We start from the raw sequence: 19,772 nt of genomic DNA, 5'->3' as shown, positions 1-19,772 counted from the left end.
ACTTATATTGGAAGAAATAATCACATACTTTCTCCCTATTGTATTGGAGGGTATCATACATGATTCAAACAGAATTGAAAGAATTGGGACTTGCTGTCGAGGAGGCGGTCACCGCAGCCAGGTCAAATCAGGAGCCCCAGTTATTAAGTTTTACCGAACCGGTTCCTGCAGTCAATCCGATTTCTTTTTTCGCCAATGGGTCTTCGTTTGATGGCGGCCGGATTTTTTGGGGGAATTCTGCAGGCAGTCTCATGCTGGCAGGAGCGGGAGAAGCCCATGCTTTAATTGCTTCAGGAGAAAAACGGTTCGAACAAATGGAGAATAAATGGAAAAAGATGATCCAGCAGGCGATCATCCACAATCCTCAGCGTCAACCGGGAACAGGGCCGATTGCCTTCGGCGGTTTTTCTTTTGATCCTGCTAAACCGGCTACTTCCCTTTGGAAGTCTTTTCCCGACAGCAAACTTCGAATTCCCGCTTACTTGCTTACAGTCGTAAACGGGAAACATTATTTGACTAGCAACATCGTTGTTTATCAGGACGATAGGGCAGCTGACATCGAACAGCGCATGGATAAAGACAGACGGTTGCTGTTATCTTCTGCTACATTGCCGGAGGGGCCTGTTGTTTCGGAAAAAAGCGAGGTGGAACCCATGGCGTGGAAACAGCTCGTTCGGGAAGCTACGGAAACGATCAAGCAAGGGGAAACCGAAAAAATCGTGCTTGCGCGTGAGCTCCGCGTACAATTTTCGGACAAGGCACATGTGGCCCCTGTCTTGAAAGCATTGACAGAATCCCAGACGAATAGTTACATTTTTGCCTTTGAAAACGACGAAGATTGTTTTTTAGGTGCCACACCGGAACGGTTGGTGAAGGTGGAAGATCAAAAGCTGCTGTCGACGTGTCTCGCTGGTACTGCGCCCAGGGGAACGACCGAAGCAGAAGATAACCGGATCGGCGAGCAGCTCTTGACCGATGAAAAAAACCGCAGTGAACATCAGTTTGTGGTGGAAATGATCAAGAAAGCTGTATCCGCATGTTGTGATCACGTCCGGGTTCCGGATGAACCAGTTTTATATCCGTTGAAAAATTTGCAGCATCTCTATACCCCTGTGGAAGCCGTCCTGCATGATGGCTATACCATACTCGATATTGTGAAACGGCTCCATCCGACGCCTGCATTGGGTGGTCTGCCAAGCGAGGAATCGGTTGCATTCATCCGTGAACACGAGCACCTGGATCGCGGTTGGTACGGAGCACCGATTGGCTGGTTGGATGCCTATCAAAACGGAGAATTCGCCGTTGCAATCCGTTCGGCACTGATCCAGGACGACCATGCTTCCCTATTTGCCGGATGCGGCGTTGTTAAGGACTCAAACCCGGAGGAAGAGTATCAGGAGACAAATATAAAGTTCACACCGATACTGTCTGTTTTAGGAGGACGATCATGAGTTATACCGAGGCGTTGACCAGATATACTGCCAATTTTGTCGATGAACTGTATCAAAGTGGACTGAGAGATGTAGTTGTTTCACCAGGTTCACGATCGACCCCGCTCGCTGTCACTTTCGCAGAACATCCGCATATCAGTCATTGGGTGAATATGGATGAGCGATCTGCGGCCTATTTTGCTCTCGGTATGGCAAAGCAGCAAAACAAACCTGTCGCCATTGTCTGTACGTCCGGGACAGCAGCGGCCAATTATTTTCCTGCGGTTGTAGAAGCATATTACAGTCGTGTGCCTCTCGTGGTATTGACGGCGGATCGTCCGCATGAACTTCGGGATGTCGGGGCCCCTCAAGCAATTGAACAAATCGAAATGTATGGAAAATACGCCAAATGGTTTCAGGAAATGGCGCTTCCGGAGCAGGAGCCGGCCATGCTGCAATATGCACGAAGTAAAGCAGCCAGGGCTTTCCATACTGCAGCGGAAGGAAACCCTGGGCCTGTGCATTTGAATTTTCCATTCCGCGAACCTTTAATGCCCGATTTCTCTTTGGAGAATATATGGGGAGACAGTAACGGCAAGTCCCACCATCAAACATATACGGGCGGAAAAAGATTGGAGCAACACCAGCTTGATAAACTGATTGAACAGCTGTCTGTGCATCAAAAAGGCTTGCTTGTCTGTGGTCCTCAATTCGATCCGGATTTGGCAGAGGCCGTTTGCCTTTTGGCAGAAAAGTGGCAGCTTCCTGTACTTGCCGATCCATTGTCCCAGTTGAGGGCAGGACAGCATGACAAAGTGAACGTCATGGAAAGCTACGATGCTGTACTGAAAAGTAAGCAAGTCAGGGATCGGATCGACCCGGACTTTATTATCCGATTTGGGGCTATGCCTGTTTCTAAGCCGTATTTGCTGTTTGTCAAAGAACATCCGGGTATCGAACATTTTGTGGTAGAACCGCATCATGGGTATCGGGAACCGGCTGGTACATCGGCTCAATTCATTTATGCCGATCCCATCCAGCTCTGTCGGGATCTAGCGCATGTTGGAACTGTTCCTCCATACAACCAGCAATGGCTGCAAACTTGGAGGGAAATGAATAAAACGGCCAAAGCCAAGCTTTTGGAAGAAAATGCAGAACCATTTTCTTTAACCGAGGGACATACGGTGAAACAACTGGCAGAAGCAGCTCCGGAGAAAAGCACTATTTTTGTCGGCAATAGTATGCCCATCCGGGATATGGACACCTTCTTTATGGCTACGCCGAAATCAATCCGCGTACTGGGCAATAGAGGAGCCAATGGGATAGATGGCACCACTTCTTCTGCGCTTGGGGCTGCTTCCCAAGGGGAAAGAGTGACTCTTTTATTAGGTGATGTAACCTTTTTCCATGATCTCAACGGCTTGATGGCGGCCAAACAATATCAACTCGATTTAACAGTGGTATTAATCAACAACAACGGTGGAGGGATATTTTCCTTTTTGCCGCAGGCAGGGCAGACCAGCCACTTCGAGACCATTTTCGGCACCCCGTTGGATCTTGATTTTAAACATGCGAGTGCGTTGTATGAAGGGAAATACACGAAGCCGGAAACTTGGAACGACTTGCGGCAAGCCTTATCTGACAGTTATCGTTATGAGGGATTGTCCATTATCGAAGTTCAAACGAATCGGCAGGAAAACGTGGAATGGCATCGAGAAAAATGGAATGAAATCGAACATCGTTTGCTAGATTATCTTGGCGGGTGATAAGGATGTATTACACAATCGACAGGAAACAATATTGGTTGAAAGAGGTTGGCAGCGGCCCTCCTTTGCTACTGCTGCACGGTTTTACCGGCAGCAGTGAAAGCTGGCAGCAATATGTCGAAAAGTGGAAGGATCGGTTTCGGGTTTTGCTGCTCGATTTGCCTGGTCACGGAAAGACGAAGACCCAAGCCCCTATCCGGATGGAGGATTTCTGTGATGATCTGGGACAATTGCTGGACCAGCTTTCTATTTCAAAGGTTAATTTGCTTGGTTACTCACTAGGTGGGAGGACGGCATTATCTTTTACGGTAATGAAACCTGAACGAGTTCAGTCATTGATGCTGGAAAGTGCATCCCCTGGTCTCGGTTCGCCTGACGAACAGCTTGCGAGAAAGACAAAAGACGAGGCACTGGCCGAAAGAATTCTGGAACAAGGTGTGACTTCGTTTGTGGACTATTGGGAGAACCTTCCCTTGTTTGATTCACAAAATAAACTTCCAGATTCCATCCAAAATCGCATCCGCCAGGAAAGATTAAGTCATACAGAGCGGGGACTTGCAGATTCGCTGATCGGGATGGGGACGGGGGCGCAGCCATCCTGGTGGGGAGAACTGGGCGACATTCGCTTGCCGGTTTTACTTCTGGCGGGTGAAATGGATCAGAAGTTCGTCGGCATTGCAGAAGAGATGCATCAGAGTATGCCTTCCAGCAAGTTGAAAATAATTCCTTTATCCGGGCATGCAATTCATGTGGAGCAACCACAAAAATTTGATACAATAGTACATGAATTCTTGTTGGAAAATGTCTGAGGAAGCTAATGGAGCATAGAAATCAGGGAAGTGCTTTTATGATTTTTCTATGAGGTCTTTCCCGAATAGCCCCCTTAGCTTCCCGGGAACAAGAAACCAAAACAATCTTGAATGGAGGGTATCCCTATGGCAATTGAATGGGTTACAGAACGGGAATACGAAGATATTCTTTACGAATCTTATAATGGAATCGCAAAAATCACGATTAACCGTCCAGAGGTACGCAATGCATTTCGTCCAGAAACAACGAATGAATTGATAGACGCGTTTACCCGGGCGCGTGACAACTCCAATATCGGTGTTATTGTCCTTGCAGGTGCAGGTGATGAAGCGTTCTGTGCAGGAGGAGATCAGAAGGTCCGCGGTCATGGCGGTTACGTCGGCGAGGATCAAATCCCCCGCCTGAATGTGCTGGATTTACAGCGATTGATTCGCGTTATTCCAAAACCGGTAGTAGCAATGGTTTCCGGTTATGCAATCGGAGGCGGCCATGTTCTACATATTGTATGTGACTTGACGATTGCTGCCGATAATGCGGTGTTCGGGCAGACAGGACCTAAAGTCGGGAGTTTCGATGCTGGTTATGGCGCCGGTCTTCTGGCGAGAATTGTCGGTCATAAAAAGGCAAGGGAAATCTGGTACTTGTGCCGTCAATACAGCGCAAAAGAAGCCGAGGATATGGGCTTGGTGAATTCGGTAGTGCCGTTGGATAAGCTCGAAGAGGAAACTGTTCAGTGGTGCCAGGAAATGCTGGAAAAATCACCGACTGCCCTCCGTTTCTTGAAAGCTTCTTTCAACGCTGATACAGATGGTTTGGCTGGCTTACAGCAAATGGGCGGCGATGCGACATTGCTGTATTACACCACAGATGAGGCGAAGGAAGGAAGAGACGCTTTCAAAGAAAAGCGTAAACCGGACTTCAAGCAATTCCCTCGTTTTCCTTGATAAGAACCAAGAACTGGGACAAAAGCATAGCGACCATCAAAAAACCGGACGATGATTGAAATCGTTCGGTTTTTGCTTTTGATCACACTTGGTACAAAATGCTGTTCGGCTGAGCTCGGGCCTTACGTTAATCCGCTATGCGGCAAAAGCCGTTGATTTAATCTTATCGGATATTTATGAAGTGCAAATCGAAGCAGAAAAGCAGATAAACTGATCGGGAGTTAGTTTCATTTGCATATAGTTGATTCTGGACATTTCCCTTCTTTTCACTTTAGGATAAAGATAAGGGTCTACTCATTATTTAGAGAGGATGAAAGCAATGAAAGTTTTAGTTGTTGGAGCAAACGGACAGATAGGCAAGCATCTTGTCACGATTATGCAGAATAAGGACAATCTGGAAGCGAAGGCAATGATCCGGAAACAGGAACAGGCTGCGGTTTTTGAAGAACTGAACGCTGAAACAGCAGTAGTGGATTTGGAACAGGACATCGATACTATCGCAAAAGCTGCCGAGGGAACAGACGCCGTTGTTTTCACCGCAGGTTCCGGCCCACATACGGGAAAAGACAAAACGATCATGGTTGACTTGGACGGAGCTGTCAAAACAATTGAAGCTGCCAAAGCGGCTGGCGTGAAACGCTTTATAATGATTAGCTCGTTTGATACTAGAAGGGAAGCAATACAGGCTGCTCCTTCCTCGTTTGCGCCTTATGTTGCTGCAAAACATTACGCAGATGAGTGGCTAAAGCGGACGGACTTGGATTATACAATCATTCATCCTGGTGCATTGACAAATGAGGAAGGAACAGGGAAGGTAAAGGCAGCAACTGAAGTGGAAAGAGGAGAAGTTCCACGGGAAGACATTGCAAACGTCATCGCTGCCAGTCTGGAGAACGATTCGACAATCGGCAAAGAATTTCAAGTAGTGGGTGGAACTACGCCGATTAACGAAGCAATCCGCGCCTTATAGAGCGCAGCTGTCAACCTGATTCAATTCTATAATCACGAGAAAAGGGCTGCAAACGCAGCCCTTTTCTCTCTATTTTACTTTTGCGCAAATGATAAACTACGCAGTAATTGTAATTGGGAGTACCATAGCCTATGTAAAAGCGTGTTAACCCCCGCTTCGGTAGCATACTTCGCTTTCAGCTCGTATTTTTCGTCATCAATAACATGTTGAAACGCAGCTTCGACCTTTTCTGTATTTACGTCCTCGACTCCGCTCATTTTTAATACCCGTTCAACATCCCGATAGTCTAACTTTGGTGTTTCTTCTTCTTCATTGTCTTCCATTACGCGGTTGATTTCCTCATAAACATTGGCGAGTGTGGATGTATTCAATTGATCTCCCGTTACATCCTTTACAATTTCCTCGAAAACGGTCTTATCCTCTTTGGCGGTGATTGTTTCTTGTGCATTCAACACTTCTTCTACGAAGCTTGGGTCTGGCTCATTCACTTTGCCGGCTGAATAGAGGATATGGTTGACGTCTGCGGCATTATCCGTGATACAAGGGAACAAGAACCCTGCCATCGGGGCGTTCAAGTTGATGATCGGATCGACGACGACATTGTATTTGAATTCCTTCTCGACATAATCAAAAAGCAGCTCCTTCTTTGGATCTTGTGTTTTGTTGATGCTGCAAAGAATAAACGGATTGGAAAAAACGGTATCCCGTTCACTTTCCTCCGACTCCTCACTCTGGCGTTTCATCGGTTTCAGATACTCTGCCTTGATAAAGGTGACTACGATATCCATCTCGTATTGTTTGTTTTGCAGCATTTTCTCAACGATATGCAGCATCCGCTGTTTCCAGTCTTCTACATCGCTGCTCAGCAACCCTTGATGTAAAACAAGCTGACTGCTGTTTTCTATGTCCCTTTCGAATTTCAGTTCGAATAGTTTTTCATCCAATTGTCCAGTAAGCAGTTTTTTAAAATTGTTCATGAATAATTCCTGCTGATCTTGTTCCAGCATTTCAAAAGGCTGGCTTTGATGATGATAAATTTCACTTGATTCCTTCATAATATAAACATTGAATATGTCAGATATTTTTAGTAAATCATTGTCTACTTTAAATTGCTTGCGGATAGCAGCGACATCTTTTTTGTTCATTGATAAACCCACCTTTATTTATGTGATTGCTATATCGAACAGCATGAGAAAGTGGAGAGCAAATAGTTGGTGTACCGCTTCATTCACTCTCCACCGATTTAGTATTTTTTTATTTTAACATAAGGTGTTAAAGATGACGTGATGAAATTGTTACTTAATTTGGATAGAAGGCCATCCGCTTTTGGATGGCCAAGCTTTTATTTTTTTCCGTTGTTCGATAAAATTGTGACATACTAGTTATCAGGTTTTTAAAGAAAGGATTCGAACATCATGACAGAAACTATTCCTCATTGGCTCAATAAACAAGCAGATTTATCACCAGATAAAACAGCAATTGAAACATCGGATGGAGAGGAGCTGACGTTTCTGCAGCTGCGGGATAAAAGCAGGTCCCTGGCAAGGAAAATAGCTGCCTCTGGTGTGCGGAAAGGAAACCACGTTGCTTTATTGGCTGCGAACTCTTCAGATATGGCGGCCGCCATTCATGCTTTGTCATATCTGGGGGCTGTCGCCGTTTTACTGAATGTCCGTCTTTCTGCTAGAGAACTCGCTTATCAATTAAATGATGCAGAAGTTTCGTTTCTGCTATATGACGAGGACCACACCGAGCTGGCCCTTTCTACTGTCTACCAAACCGATTGTCCAAATTTCAGCAGTTTTCAGGAGATTGATGAACAAACAGAAGCAACTGTCGATTTGCGGGAAGAGTTGGGACTGGATGAGCTGTTTACGATCATTTATACATCTGGAACTACCGGTTTTCCAAAAGGGGTGGAACATACCTATGGTAATCATTGGTGGAGTGCGGTATCTTCCGCTCTCAATCTAGGGTTGAGCAGAAATGATAAATGGCTGGCTTCCCTTCCACTGTTTCACGTTGGGGGTCTATCGCTGTTAGTGAAAAGTGTCGTCTATGGCATGCCGATTTATTTAATGAAAAAATTTGATATCGACCTGGCCCATCAGGCGATCATTTCAGGAAATGTCACCATTGTTTCCGTGGTAACAGTGATGCTTGAACGGCTGATCGACAAATTGGATGGAGGGCGTTATCCCGATTCCTTCCGGTGTATGCTTTTAGGCGGCGGACCGGCTCCGGAGCCGTTGTTGAAGAGGGCGAAAATACAAGAAATACCAGTTTTTCAAACGTACGGCATGACGGAAACTTCTTCGCAAATTGTCACGCTTAGCCCAGACTATGCCTTATCCAAGCTGGGGTCGGCAGGAAAACCCCTGGTTCCTGCACAATTGAAAATCATGCTGGATGGAAAGCCCGCTCCTGATGGAACGGTCGGAGAAATAGTAGTCAAAGGCCCGATGGTGACAAAAGGTTATTATCAAAATGACTCAGCCACCAGCAAAGCATTTCAGGATGGCTGGCTGGCCACCGGGGACCTGGGAAAATTGGATGAAGACGGTTTTCTTTATGTAATGGACAGACGGAAGGATTTGATCATTTCCGGCGGTGAAAACATTTACCCAGCTGAAATCGAGAGTGTTCTTGCCGGGCTGGATGGAGTAAAAGAGGCAGGCGTCATCGGCAGGGAGGACGATCAATGGGGGCAGGTGCCCGTTGCCTTCATCGTCCCATCCGATGCCGATTTAACCAAAGAGCAAGTTTTCCGGTACTGCAGGGAGCGTCTGGCTAAATTCAAAGTGCCGAAACATGTTTATTTTATTGCTGAATTGCCACGCAATGCATCAAATAAGCTCGTCAGGCACAAGCTTGTTGACCTGGCGGGGGATGGAGAATCCTAAGAGAGGAGCTGGGAAATGGGCCAGGAAAATATTTTGATTCGTCAGATCGAGGAAAGAGATTTGGAAACACTGTGGAAATTGGCTTACAGTGAAAAGTCACCTGAGTGGAAAAAGTGGGATGCCCCATACTTTGCCCATCGTCAAATCTCCCTGGATGAATATCTTGATAAAAAAGATCAGTTGATCCACCAGGATGAACGCTGGGTTGTTACAGTGGATGACAAGGTGATCGGTATGGTCAGCTATTATTGGGAGCATAAGCCTTCGCTATGGTTGGAAATGGGAATTGTCATCTATCAGCCCCAGTATTGGAGTGGAGGATATGGAACAGAAGCCCTGCGTCTGTGGATCAATCATTTGTTTCAGACCATGCCGCTGGTCCGGGTGGGTTATACTACTTGGTCCGGAAACCAGCGAATGATAAAAGTCGGGGAGAAGCTAGGCATGACCATGGAGGCAAGGCTGAGGAAGTGCCGTTATTATAATGGGAAGTTTTATGATTCGATCCGGATGGGTCTGCTTCGGGAAGAATGGGAAGCCAACCCCATCTTCCAATGATGCTGCCGGTTTTCCTCAGGCTTTGTGGCCGCCGATTTTATGGGTGCGGTTAAGGGTGACACCCAGATCCGTAAAGCTGGTGGCCCGAAGCAGGGAAGCGGCCCCGTGCTTTTGCCGGATTTGATCCATGACATAACCAAGATCTTTTTGTTTGGTTTTGTCCATGAACAAATCCAGCTGGGTTTCCTCATCATTTGCTAAGTTGTCCAAGGTGACGAACACGCGGCGGATTTTGCTGACACCGTCATAAAATTCACGGAACAACTGCATGCACACTTTGTATATTTCCATGGTGATGTTTGTCGGAAGTGCCACTGAACGGGACCTGCTGAATCCTCCGCCGTTTTCCCGGGAATAACCGATACCGAGATGGACCGTTCTGCCAGTCTGGCCGGCGGTCCTTGCTCTTCGGCACACTTCTTCGCACAAATCAAGAATACAGGCGAAAACTTCATCACCACGATAATCCCGCAGCAATGTAATTCCATGTCCGAATCCTTTTTGCTCCTGTTTTTGAAAATCGCCGATGACTGGGCTTGAATCGATGCCCCACGCGTGCCAATACAGTTGTTCTCCCATAATGCCAAATCGCTTCTTAAGCCGCTCCACGGGAAAGTCCGCCAGCTGACCCAATGTGACAATTCCCATTCGATTTAAATTACGCATCATCCGTTTCCCGATTCCCCAAATCTGTTCAATCGGTACCGGCCAAAGCATTTTTTCTACATCTTCGTACCGGCACTCGGCAATCCCTGTCTCTTTGGCGTACAAGTCCATGACAACTTTCGCCAAAAATTTGTTATCCCCAATCCCGATCGAACAGGTCAACCCCATTGTTTCCAGCAATTCTGCTTTGATCATCCGGGCGACTTGCCAGGAGTCCCCGTATAGCTTCTCCAGACCGTTCACCGTCACCCACAGTTCATCCACGGAGTACTGATGGATTGCTTCTTTCGGGACGTATTGGTTGACGAGCTTGGTTATTTCCATGGACACTTGTAAATAATCGCCCATTTTCGCTTCTACGATATGGATGTCCGGATCATCCGGAAGTTCGAAAAAGCGGCTCACATTTTTTATTCCGTGTTTTTTCTTCAATCGAGGGGATGCTGCCAGAATGATACTCCCTGACCGCTTTTTATCGCCTACGACTGCGAGCATATCCTGCATGGGGTCCAAATTGTTTTTCATGCATTCTACGCTGGCATAAAAAGAACGCATATCGATACAAAGAACATTATTTCTAGGAAGCTTCAGGTTTGTCGGCAGCATGTAATCCCTCCTATCGAAGAACGTATGTTCGTTTTGATTATAATATAACCCAGCTACAAGGATTTAAACAGCGTTAATTTATTCCAGACAGGCCCGGGCCTGCTTGTTTTTGTATAGAAGGCAGCCGAAGTGCGAACAATGCGGAAAAGACGAAAGACGAAGGCCTGTAAATCTCTGTCCATCCCCCTCGATGACACGCTAAAAGAAGCAGGGGCAGATAACCGGAAAAAAACTATATAAACAAACTGTATTTTTTGGTAAACTTACATTGCTGCAATTGAAAGGCAAGGAGAATCAAGATGAACATTTTTTCGCGATTATTTAAAGCAAGTCACCTATCGACAATCCGTTTGATTGTTTTGTTTTATTTGATGACCGTCCTTATATCGACTCTTTTGTTGGGCATCCCGCTTTTTCATCAGGGTGGTTTCAGCATATCCTTCATTGATTTGGTGTTTACAGCAGTAAGTGCCGTCAGTGTGACTGGCCTTACAGTTGTTTCCACAGCAGATACATTTAATGCTGCAGGAAAAATTGCATTGACGGTGGTACTTCAGTTCGGCGGTATCGGGATTATGACCCTGGGGACGTTCATATGGATTTTGCTGGGGAAAAAAATCGGTCTTCGGGGCAGACAGCTGATCCAGATTGATCAAAACCGGACCACTTTATCCGGACTGGTGAAATTAATGCTCAAGATTCTGAAGATCATTGTGACGATTGAAGTCATTGGTACCATTATATTAAGCACTTATTTTCTATCCTATTTTGATACATGGCAGGAAGCATTGCTGCAAGGTTTTTTTGCCTCGGTGAGTGCCACGACCAATGCAGGATTCGACATAACCGGAGCATCCCTGATTCCCTTTGCGGATGACTATTTTGTTCAGTTTGTCAATATTATCTTGCTGATTTTGGGGGCAATCGGTTTTCCTGTATTGATTGAAGTGCAGGAACTGATGAGAGGTCATCAATCGGAGATTAACCAGAAATATACGTTTTCCTTGTTTTCAAAGTTGACGACATTGACATTTTTTTCATTGATTTTGGCTGGTTGGCTATTGATATTCGTACTGGAACGAAATGCTTTTTTGGCTGATAAGATTTGGCATGAAAAAATTTTCTATAGTCTTTTTCAATCAGTCACCACGAGAAATGGAGGACTGGCTACCATGGATGTGGCCGATTTCACTTCACCGACTCTGGTAGTGATTTGTGTTCTGATGTTCATTGGCGCTTCTCCAAGCAGTGTCGGCGGTGGAATAAGAACCACCACCTTCGCGATTATGCTGTTGGCCATATACAATTATGCCAAGGGCAACACCAGCATAAAAGTGTTCGGAAGAGAACTTGATCAGGAAGATGTAATGCGGTCTTTCATTGTCATTACGACAGCGGCGATGCTTTGTTTAGGATCCATTATCGCATTGACATATTTGGAGCCATTCCCGCTAATATCCATTGCGTTCGAAGTGTGTTCAGCGTTTGGAACAACCGGGTTGTCGATGGGGATAACTCCCGATTTATCGACGGCGGGGAAAATCATCATCATTTTCCTTATGTTTATCGGGAGGATCGGGATATTCTCCTTCCTGTTCTTGCTGAGAGGTCGTGTTACAAAAGATATTTATCATTATCCAAAAGAACGGGTCATCATCGGTTAAGTGCATCGTCGACATTTCGTTGGAGGAAGGGCAGAAAAGGACATTACCTGGGCCGAGCCGCATAGCGGTTTGGTCTTTGGTGAGGTCAGGGATGTGCGTAACCTTTCATATGAAGAGAATCCAAACATTTGAGCGGAGTAAAGGAAATAAAAAGCTCCGTTTATGTCCCTTTACGAAAACCGGGCACAAAAAATAAATGAGAACAATTATCAAAATCATTGACGCCGAGCTCTAAAGCAAATAAACTGGTAATAGAGTAAAAACGATTAGGGAACGGCATTTTCGTTGAAATAGCTTTTAAGCCATCGCTCGTAAGGGAGAGATCGCGAAATGGAAACATTGACAGCAAAGGATTTGACCCTCGGATACGGAGAGGACATAATCATTGATGATTTAAATATAACTATTCCTAAAGGGGAAATTACAGTCTTCATTGGTGGAAATGGCTGCGGAAAATCGACACTGTTGCGCTCGATGGCAAGGTTGTTGAAGCCAAAACAAGGCGGTGTGATTCTCCATGGCGAGGAAATTGCCAAGATGCCGACAAAGGAAGTCGCCCAAAAGCTGGCGATTTTGCCGCAAAGCCCTGTAAGTCCGGAGGGATTATCGGTCCTGGACCTGGTAAAGCAGGGGAGACATCCATACAAAGGCATGTTTAAAAAATGGTCAAAGGATGACGACCAGGCTGTTGAGGAAGCGTTGCAGGCGACCAACATGAAAGAACTTCAGGATCGGCCTGTCGATTCTTTATCCGGCGGTCAAAGGCAAAGAGCATGGATTGCGATGACGCTTGCACAAAAAACAGATACCATATTATTGGATGAACCGACTACTTATTTGGATATGACCCATCAAATCGAAATTCTCGATTTATTATTTGAATTGAATGAGCGGGATGGACGCACCGTCGTAATGGTATTGCATGATTTGAACTTGGCTTGCCGTTACGCACATCATATCGTCGCCATCAAAGATAAACAGGTATATGCACAGGGAAGACCTGAAGAAATCATCAGCTGCAACATGGTGCATGATGTGTTCAACATGAAATGTGATGTGACATATGATCCGATGTTCGGAACGCCTATGTGTATTCCGCATGGTAGAGGCCGCTGTTTGATAAAAAGTGCTGTGGAAGAAGCACGCCAGGCCCGTAAAGCAGAATCACTTGCATAAAATGATTGACTCACTGATCTTGTCAGTGGGTTTTTTTATGACAAATTTGTCTCATCAGGGGCTGAAACAATCTTTGTTTCCAGCTTATTGTTTAGATAGCCGCCTAATATTTCATCCAGTTCATCTTTGGGACAACCTTCAAAAACTTCCAGTAAATCCTCATGATCCATTTGTTCTAAAACAGAGTGAATAAATACTTCTAAAAATTCCTTTTCTTCAAAGTGTCGCAAATATAATTCAAAAAGGTTGTCTGCGAATTTCATGTTACCCTTTCCTTTCTAAGCTTGTTTGTAACTTACCATATGCAGAAACATAAAAAAGTTGTTCATAAATTCCTGCAAATAGCGAAAATTAAAGGGTAGGAGGGTGAAAGATGGAAAAGAAAAGATACTTTGTCAACATAGGTACTTTGGAAATTTCACAGGTGGAGTCGGGGAATAACAATGATTTCTCGATTCTCGCAAGCGATGAAGAGGTTTTCCAGTTAAGAGAAATTTTCAACGAAATGTACAATTCCGATATTACTGCCTTTTTTCGCACCCATTTACCAATACCTTATCATAAGGATTCTGCCAATGATCGTTATGACACAGGAATTGTATCGGCTTTTCAAAAGCTTTACGAGTTAGGCGATGAAAAAACAAAAAGTCACATCGATAGCATGCACATTCTTCCTGAATAGTCTTCTGGACCGGAAAGTATCTGAGCAGGCACCCGGAGATTAACTGCAGTCAAATGTTCCTCCTGGAAGAATTGCGGCAATTCAAACGTTGACTTTCTTATCTTTAAAGTAAGACCTTGCCCCAGTGCGGGCAAGGTCCATTGAGCTTATATGGGATTTTCCATTTCGATCGCGGTATCGGTTACTTCCTGAGGAACTTCGATGCTATCCAATTCATTGAAGTTACGGTAGGTGGATTCCATTTTTTGAGAGATGTTGGTTGTTTCTCCGTTTTCTTCTATATCGATGTCCATGTCCACCGTCATCGATTCTGGGTAATACGTATCTTTGTTCACGGCAATGGTGTAATCAAGTTTGTTGATTTTCAGGGTGTCGAGTAGTTCCTCTGTGACCTCTCCTTCCGGCAGGTTGTTCATCTGCTCTTTCAGCAGCTGATCGAAACCTTCTCCGGATGCGCTCAATGATAAGATGTAACGGTTATCTTTTTCCTCCATGTTGAAGTCATCTGCATAGGCTTCAAGTTGTTTTAATTGATCAGAAGGATTCTGTTGCTGCTGGACCGCTGCTGTATTCAGTTGATCAGCCAATTCTTTCGGACCTTTCATCCATTGTCCTTGTTGCGGGTCTTTGAAAAACATCCCTTCTTCTGTATAGTACATTTCCACTTCCTGGCCCATTACATCCATTGTTTGGTGAAGGGCAAGAGGTTCTAGCTGGATTTCAGCGTTAATGGTGGTCGAAATTGACGGCATTTCCATTCCACCGCCAGCGATTTCCTGATCCACATCTGCTTCCATCTCAAAATTTTTCAATTCCTCGGAAGCCGCGAGCGTCTCCTGATAAATATCTTCGAGTTCGGCCTTTTCCTCCGCGCTGCAGGCAACCGTGAAAAGTATCAGGAAAGCCAAACTACACACTGGTAAAATGAATTTTTTCAAAAATATCTCTCCTTTTTTTGGCTTTTTCGCATCGATTGTTGGTGTATCGTCAAAAGGGAAAAATCCCCTCTTAAAAGAAGCTCATTGGGTCTCTGCATTGTTCATTGCTGCGGAAAACACTCCCTTTCCGGGGGACGGTCAGGCCCTTGGGGTCTGCATCTCCAGGAGTTAAACTCCGCGGGTTTCTTCGACCAAATGGGGCAAAGGACGTGTTCAAGTAGACCCCAGACCTCGTCCGCTGCCGCTGAAGTTGTGCGCCAAACTATCATCAGGACGACAGCGGTTACTGCACAGTTTCTCTCTTGGTCCACCAACGATCTCTGGATAAGAGCCTTAAAATACTGTCCCATTGCACCCATAAAACAGGAGCAACAGGTAATTAAATCGTTTCATTAACCATACGTTAAGAAGAAAGAAAAGGTTTCACCGGTAATTCAATTTTAATAATGGTTTAAAAAAATGGGAATAAAGGTATAAAAAACTATCGAGCATGATGAATCTAAAGGGGGAGGCTACATGAGAAAAACAGCAGCAACAATCCTGGCGACATTTGTACTTATTTTGATTATACCACTACTGATTTTGTCCGGGCAGGGTGATAAAGCAGATATCCTCGCATCGAATAACATAGAGCACGCAAGCCAGGCAAAGACAAGTCCGGCACATGAAAGCCCCGGCGAAGATGAACCAACAAAAGAAAGTACCCCGACGCATGAGGAGTTGGTTTCCGTTACGGAGACGTTTATTGATTTGCTTGTGCAGGAAACAGATGACAATTACCGGGTGACGAATTATCACTCGATCGATGAAATAACGGACGCATTTACCAAGGTAGCCACGCCAAGTGCAGCAAAAAAATATATCGATTATTATTATGAAGAAAAAGGGGACGGGTTATATCTTTTGCCGGCTGAAACGCCGCCATGGTTTCAAAGTGAGTCTGAATATGAGATGATAGAATCAGGAGATGGAACAGTGAAAGTCATTCAGGACAACCAGACTGATTTGCACGGGAGCTATACGCTAGAGCTTGAATTAACTTATGACGACAGCTGGAAGATCACCGATACGAAACATTCTTGATATTCAAGTTCTAAAAGGCAGTTGAACCAATAATGAACACATTCACAGATTACTACAATAACGAAGTAAAGCTTTCTTTCGATGATCATCCTTTTTCAAAAACTCCAAAGCATGTTTGGGTGATTTGCCGGTCAGAAAACCGTTGGTTGTTGACAAGGCATAAAGAGCGGGGAATCGAATTTCCCGGGGGCAAAGTGGAACCAGGTGAAACAGCCGAACAGGCGGCTGTCCGGGAAGTCCACGAGGAAACCGGAGGTATCGTCAAAGATCTGGTCTATATCGGTCAATACCATGTAGCTGGAAAAGGCGGAACCATTATAAAAAATGTTTACTTTGCTACAATCGAACAAGTAATAGAACAACCCACCTACTATGAAACCGAAGGGCCGGTATGGCTTGATGAATTTCCGAAGCATATGAAAATAAATCCGGATTATAGTTTCATGATGAAGGATCAAGTGCTTCCATTAAGTTTGAAGCGTGTATATATGTTAGCTCAGTTTAGTTGACCAGGTTCTGATCCTAAAATGACCTTCCGGTTGTCGAAGTTTCATTCAACACTTTCAACTTAAAAAAGTTGCGGGTACAAAAACATGGCTGCCAAAGCAAAAACCGAGCGAACTCTAAATGCTGAGTGAATTCGCTCGGCTTTTTTGTAAAGCTTGACTGCCTATTTATACTGTTGTTTGATTCGCGCATCGCTATGTGTGGAGAGTTCCACTATTGAACGGTTTACTCTTTCCTAATCAAAGAACCGAACGAATATCGTTCGGCTTTGATTTTTGGTCAGGGTGCTTTTGTTCCAGGCTTTTCAACAGAGTAGATAGATTATTGCCTGGCATTTTTGATCAGCCATTTTTCAAGTTTTTCAACAAGCTGATACATGATCGCGGCCAGAATTGCAATGATCAGCAAGCTATAAAGAACGAGGGTGAAATCGAAGACTTGAAAGCCATAGACAATCAGGTAGCCCAGGCCTTTGGCGGAAACAAGGAATTCCCCTACAATCACTCCAACCCAGGAAAGTCCGACATTCACCTTCAGGGTGGAAATCATAGACGGGAAGGAGGCGGGAAGGATGGCTGCTGTAAAGCATTGTCTCTTGCTGGCTCCGAAGCTTTTCAACACTTTCACATAGTTTTCGTCCACTTCCCGGAAGGCAGAGTAGACAACCAAGGTTGTAATGATGACACAGATGATCGCTCCCATTGCAATGATCGAAAAGTAGCCCGGTCCTAAGGCAACAATGATAATCGGCCCTAAGGCAACCTTCGGCATGGCATTTAGTACGACTAAGTAAGGATCTAAAATTCTGGATAGTTTTTCGGACCACCATAAGATGGCAGCAAGAATGATCCCGAGCAAGGTACCGGCCGCGAAACCGATAATCGTCTCAATAAGCGTAACGCGAAGGTGAAACCAGAGAGACCCATCCAGCAGATTTTCTGTGAACAGCAAACCGACTTGGGATGGGGAACTGAAGATCAACGGATCAATCCATTCCTGTCTGCTCGCCAATTCCCAGCAGGCAAAGAATACAACAAAAATAATGCACTGCCAAAAAATAACGCTTTTACGATAAGACTTGCGGCGTTTTTGGTGTAGTTCAAAAAGTTGATCGTCAGACTTGCTGTTTGTTTTCAAGGGAATTCAACTCCTCCCATATACGATCGAACAATAATTGATATTTTAGATGCTTCCTTGCTTGAAAAGGAGGCAAATCTCTTAGTTCGATCGGTACTTCAAAAACCTCTGCTATTTCCCCGGGATTTGCTTTCATCAAGTATATTTGATCACTCATCGCGATGGCTTCGCCAATGTCGTGGGTAACAAGTACCGAGGTCTTATGGTATTCCTTCAATAGACGTGAAACCAAGTCCTCCAGCTTCAATTTTGTTTGATAGTCGAGTGCAGAAAACGGCTCATCCAGCAATAACAGTTTCGGATCAGTAATAAGCGTGCGAATCAGTGCAGCACGCTGCCGCATGCCTCCGGAAAGTTCGGAGGGGTAGGCATGAATAACAGTCCCCAGACCGATCTCCTTCAAAAAATCCATTGCCTGTTTTTGTATGGCTCCCGTTAATTTTTGCTGGACTTTCGGGCCGATGAGGACATTATCAAGAATCGTTTTCCAAGGGAACAAATAATCTTGTTGAAGCATGTAGCCAATCTCCGCTTCTGCATCTGTTACGTTTTTATCACCGAGTGTCACTTCCCCCCGGGTAGGCTGGATCAGGCCTGAAATGATGGAAAGCAATGTTGTCTTTCCACAGCCACTTGGACCTAAAATGGAGATGAACGAGCCTTCTTCCACTGTCAAGGTGATATTATCCAATGCTTTTGTATAGCTTTTTTCCGTAAAATACTGATGGGAAATGTGATTGAGAGCCAGGAAAGCCATTGTCTTCTCCTCCTATTCTGTCATCACATCTTCGGCAATGGTAGTGTTTACAAGTTCTTCATACGGGATATCTTCGGGGAGTTCCCCTGCTTCCTCCATAATTCCTTTGAGATTGGTCCATTCCTCTTCATCCAAAATGGGATCTTCTGCAAAGGATCCTTGGCTTTTATAGCGTTGGATGGAGGAGCTGAGCAGCTCTAAATCTACATCTTCAAAATAAGGTGCTACAATTTCAGCTATTTTTTCAGGTGACTGTTCCTGGATATAGGTTTGCGCTTTGTAAATGGCTCTGGTGAATTTTTGCGCCGTTTCTTCATTGTCATTGAGAAAACTTTGTTTTGCCATAAACACCGTATATGGCACATGGCCCGATTCTTCACCGAACGAAGCAACAATATAACCGTTTCCTTCCGCTTCGAACTTACTTGCTTGCGGCTCGAATAACTGGACGTATTCTCCGGTCCCGGAGGTGAATGCTCCAGGAATATTTGCAAAGTCGATGTTCTGAATCAGGTTCAAATCTTCGTGCGGGTCGATTCCGTGCTGTTTCAACACATATTCACCGACCATTTGCGGCATACCGCCTTTTCGTTGTCCGAGAAAGTCACTTCCGATTAAATTTTCCCAAGTGAAATTTTCATCTGGTTTCTTTGCTACCAGGAAAGTGCCATCAGTCTGGGTCAATTGGGCAAAGTTGATAACCGGATCGTTGGCCCCGCGCGAAGCTACGTAAATCGATGTTTCGGATCCGACCAATGCTACGTCTGCATCATCGGATAACAACGCCGTCATGGTTTTGTCTCCTCCCCAAGTCGTCTGCAGCTCGACTTTCAGTCCCTCATCTGCAAAATAGCCTTGTTCCAATGCGACATATTGAGGAGCATAAAAAATACTGCGGGTGACCTCGGCGATTTTCACCGACGTTTTTCCTCCATTCGAGCTGCACGCTGTTAATGCAAGCGCACATACAAGTATAAATAAGCCAAACAGTTGTTTTCTTTTCATATCGGTCAACCTTTCGTTGAAATATGTTCGGTTGGGTTATTGTATGCGCAAGCCCAAAGTGTGTGAAATGCCCAGGCGAATAGAATCAAAAATAAGCAGGCATAATGCCCACTGGTAGAGGAAGTTAAGAACAGTCGGCCGATTTTCCTGCAGGTTAATTAAAAATATTT

At 45.0% G+C, this 19,772-nt stretch carries 19 protein-coding genes; 12 read left to right on the top strand and 7 right to left on the bottom strand.

Annotation, left to right across the window (positions count from 1 at the left end):
* Positions 1-59 precede the first annotated feature (59 nt).
* The 5 genes from ABVF09_RS12700 to ABVF09_RS12680 all read left to right on the top strand — a co-directional run bounded on the left by ABVF09_RS12700 (position 60) and on the right by ABVF09_RS12680 (position 5,920).
* Entirely contained in the window at positions 60-1,451 is a 1,392-nt protein-coding gene (locus tag ABVF09_RS12700; protein WP_026569615.1) for an isochorismate synthase, read from the top strand.
* Positions 1,448-3,196, top strand: a complete 1,749-nt coding sequence (gene menD, locus ABVF09_RS12695) for a 2-succinyl-5-enolpyruvyl-6-hydroxy-3-cyclohexene-1-carboxylic-acid synthase (RefSeq protein ID WP_153465255.1) — start codon at positions 1,448-1,450, stop codon at positions 3,194-3,196. The genes ABVF09_RS12700 and menD overlap by 4 nt, the downstream gene beginning before the upstream one ends.
* Positions 3,197-3,201: 5 nt before the next feature.
* Positions 3,202-4,005, top strand: coding sequence for a 2-succinyl-6-hydroxy-2,4-cyclohexadiene-1-carboxylate synthase (menH, locus tag ABVF09_RS12690; protein WP_371069359.1), 804 nt, complete (start codon positions 3,202-3,204; stop codon positions 4,003-4,005).
* Between the two features lie 126 nt (positions 4,006-4,131).
* Positions 4,132-4,950: a 1,4-dihydroxy-2-naphthoyl-CoA synthase gene (gene menB, locus ABVF09_RS12685; RefSeq protein ID WP_371069358.1), complete on the top strand. Its 819-nt coding sequence runs from the start codon at positions 4,132-4,134 to the stop codon at positions 4,948-4,950.
* Between the two features lie 319 nt (positions 4,951-5,269).
* On the top strand, positions 5,270-5,920 hold the full coding sequence (locus ABVF09_RS12680; protein WP_371069357.1) for an SDR family oxidoreductase: 651 nt from the start codon (positions 5,270-5,272) through the stop codon (positions 5,918-5,920).
* A 74-nt stretch (positions 5,921-5,994) separates the two neighbouring features.
* Here the strand turns inward: ABVF09_RS12680 and ABVF09_RS12675 are convergent, their stop codons facing one another.
* The gene (locus tag ABVF09_RS12675; protein ID WP_371069356.1) at positions 5,995-7,065 is read right to left on the bottom strand and encodes a DUF4317 family protein; all 1,071 of its coding nucleotides are present in this window, start codon (positions 7,063-7,065) and stop codon (positions 5,995-5,997) included.
* 270 nt (positions 7,066-7,335) lie between these two features.
* On the opposite strand from ABVF09_RS12675, the gene ABVF09_RS12670 reads away from it, so the two are divergent.
* Complete coding sequence (locus ABVF09_RS12670; RefSeq protein ID WP_371069355.1) at positions 7,336-8,823, top strand: o-succinylbenzoate--CoA ligase; 1,488 nt, start codon at positions 7,336-7,338, stop codon at positions 8,821-8,823.
* Between the two features lie 15 nt (positions 8,824-8,838).
* Positions 8,839-9,381, top strand: coding sequence for a GNAT family N-acetyltransferase (locus ABVF09_RS12665; RefSeq protein ID WP_026569622.1), 543 nt, complete (start codon positions 8,839-8,841; stop codon positions 9,379-9,381).
* 15 nt (positions 9,382-9,396) lie between these two features.
* Here the strand turns inward: ABVF09_RS12665 and ABVF09_RS12660 are convergent, their stop codons facing one another.
* Positions 9,397-10,653, bottom strand: a complete 1,257-nt coding sequence (locus tag ABVF09_RS12660) for a DNA polymerase IV (RefSeq protein WP_371069354.1) — start codon at positions 10,651-10,653, stop codon at positions 9,397-9,399.
* A gap of 299 nt (positions 10,654-10,952) precedes the next feature.
* On the opposite strand from ABVF09_RS12660, the gene ABVF09_RS12655 reads away from it, so the two are divergent.
* Together ABVF09_RS12655 and ABVF09_RS12650 are read left to right on the top strand one after the other, a co-directional pair.
* On the top strand, positions 10,953-12,317 hold the full coding sequence (locus tag ABVF09_RS12655; protein WP_026569624.1) for a TrkH family potassium uptake protein: 1,365 nt from the start codon (positions 10,953-10,955) through the stop codon (positions 12,315-12,317).
* Between the two features lie 330 nt (positions 12,318-12,647).
* A complete protein-coding gene (locus tag ABVF09_RS12650; protein ID WP_026569625.1) occupies positions 12,648-13,493 on the top strand; it encodes an ABC transporter ATP-binding protein in 846 nt (281 codons plus the stop codon).
* A 35-nt stretch (positions 13,494-13,528) separates the two neighbouring features.
* Here the strand turns inward: ABVF09_RS12650 and ABVF09_RS12645 are convergent, their stop codons facing one another.
* Entirely contained in the window at positions 13,529-13,756 is a 228-nt protein-coding gene (locus ABVF09_RS12645; protein WP_026569626.1) for a DUF6154 family protein, read from the bottom strand.
* Between the two features lie 110 nt (positions 13,757-13,866).
* On the opposite strand from ABVF09_RS12645, the gene ABVF09_RS12640 reads away from it, so the two are divergent.
* Positions 13,867-14,175 (top strand): hydrolase, encoded by a 309-nt coding sequence (locus ABVF09_RS12640; protein ID WP_371069353.1) that lies wholly within the window; start codon positions 13,867-13,869, stop codon positions 14,173-14,175.
* Between the two features lie 146 nt (positions 14,176-14,321).
* On the opposite strand, the gene ABVF09_RS12635 is transcribed toward ABVF09_RS12640, so the two are convergent.
* Entirely contained in the window at positions 14,322-15,113 is a 792-nt protein-coding gene (locus tag ABVF09_RS12635; RefSeq protein WP_371069352.1) for a DUF6612 family protein, read from the bottom strand.
* Positions 15,114-15,629: 516 nt separating this feature from the next.
* Here ABVF09_RS12635 and ABVF09_RS12630 point away from each other — a divergent pair.
* Positions 15,630-16,196 (top strand): hypothetical protein, encoded by a 567-nt coding sequence (locus ABVF09_RS12630; RefSeq protein WP_026569628.1) that lies wholly within the window; start codon positions 15,630-15,632, stop codon positions 16,194-16,196.
* Between the two features lie 32 nt (positions 16,197-16,228).
* The gene (ytkD, locus tag ABVF09_RS12625) at positions 16,229-16,705 is read left to right on the top strand and encodes an RNA deprotection pyrophosphohydrolase (protein WP_026569629.1); all 477 of its coding nucleotides are present in this window, start codon (positions 16,229-16,231) and stop codon (positions 16,703-16,705) included.
* Between the two features lie 319 nt (positions 16,706-17,024).
* On the opposite strand, the gene ABVF09_RS12620 is transcribed toward ytkD, so the two are convergent.
* From ABVF09_RS12620 to ABVF09_RS12610, 3 genes are read right to left on the bottom strand one after another with little or no spacing between them, the layout of a single operon-like run.
* On the bottom strand, positions 17,025-17,840 hold the full coding sequence (locus ABVF09_RS12620; protein WP_035426653.1) for an ABC transporter permease: 816 nt from the start codon (positions 17,838-17,840) through the stop codon (positions 17,025-17,027).
* Entirely contained in the window at positions 17,818-18,597 is a 780-nt protein-coding gene (locus tag ABVF09_RS12615; protein WP_153465239.1) for an ABC transporter ATP-binding protein, read from the bottom strand. The genes ABVF09_RS12620 and ABVF09_RS12615 overlap by 23 nt, the downstream gene beginning before the upstream one ends.
* Before the next feature lie 12 nt (positions 18,598-18,609).
* Positions 18,610-19,602: an ABC transporter substrate-binding protein gene (locus tag ABVF09_RS12610; protein WP_371069351.1), complete on the bottom strand. Its 993-nt coding sequence runs from the start codon at positions 19,600-19,602 to the stop codon at positions 18,610-18,612.
* Positions 19,603-19,772: the final 170 nt, after the last annotated feature.

The organism is Sediminibacillus sp. JSM 1682029 (assembly GCF_041366435.1).
In the GTDB taxonomy this organism is placed as follows: domain Bacteria; phylum Bacillota; class Bacilli; order Bacillales; family Amphibacillaceae; genus Sediminibacillus; species Sediminibacillus terrae.
The sequence above is the reverse complement of the archived record's forward strand: the minus strand, read 5'-3'. Positions and strand labels throughout refer to the sequence as shown.

Coding starts and splice junctions, on each gene's coding strand:
- ABVF09_RS12640 (WP_371069353.1), top strand. CDS start 13,867: ATGGAAAAGAAAAGATACTTTGTCAACATAGGTACTTTGGAAATTTCA.
- ABVF09_RS12675 (WP_371069356.1), bottom strand. CDS start 7,065: ATGAACAAAAAAGATGTCGCTGCTATCCGCAAGCAATTTAAAGTAGAC.
- ABVF09_RS12645 (WP_026569626.1), bottom strand. CDS start 13,756: ATGAAATTCGCAGACAACCTTTTTGAATTATATTTGCGACACTTTGAA.
- menB (WP_371069358.1), top strand. CDS start 4,132: ATGGCAATTGAATGGGTTACAGAACGGGAATACGAAGATATTCTTTAC.
- menH (WP_371069359.1), top strand. CDS start 3,202: ATGTATTACACAATCGACAGGAAACAATATTGGTTGAAAGAGGTTGGC.
- ABVF09_RS12615 (WP_153465239.1), bottom strand. CDS start 18,597: ATGGCTTTCCTGGCTCTCAATCACATTTCCCATCAGTATTTTACGGAA.
- ABVF09_RS12650 (WP_026569625.1), top strand. CDS start 12,648: ATGGAAACATTGACAGCAAAGGATTTGACCCTCGGATACGGAGAGGAC.
- ytkD (WP_026569629.1), top strand. CDS start 16,229: ATGAACACATTCACAGATTACTACAATAACGAAGTAAAGCTTTCTTTC.
- ABVF09_RS12610 (WP_371069351.1), bottom strand. CDS start 19,602: ATGAAAAGAAAACAACTGTTTGGCTTATTTATACTTGTATGTGCGCTT.
- ABVF09_RS12700 (WP_026569615.1), top strand. CDS start 60: ATGATTCAAACAGAATTGAAAGAATTGGGACTTGCTGTCGAGGAGGCG.
- ABVF09_RS12630 (WP_026569628.1), top strand. CDS start 15,630: ATGAGAAAAACAGCAGCAACAATCCTGGCGACATTTGTACTTATTTTG.
- menD (WP_153465255.1), top strand. CDS start 1,448: ATGAGTTATACCGAGGCGTTGACCAGATATACTGCCAATTTTGTCGAT.
- ABVF09_RS12665 (WP_026569622.1), top strand. CDS start 8,839: ATGGGCCAGGAAAATATTTTGATTCGTCAGATCGAGGAAAGAGATTTG.
- ABVF09_RS12655 (WP_026569624.1), top strand. CDS start 10,953: ATGAACATTTTTTCGCGATTATTTAAAGCAAGTCACCTATCGACAATC.
- ABVF09_RS12670 (WP_371069355.1), top strand. CDS start 7,336: ATGACAGAAACTATTCCTCATTGGCTCAATAAACAAGCAGATTTATCA.
- ABVF09_RS12660 (WP_371069354.1), bottom strand. CDS start 10,653: ATGCTGCCGACAAACCTGAAGCTTCCTAGAAATAATGTTCTTTGTATC.
- ABVF09_RS12680 (WP_371069357.1), top strand. CDS start 5,270: ATGAAAGTTTTAGTTGTTGGAGCAAACGGACAGATAGGCAAGCATCTT.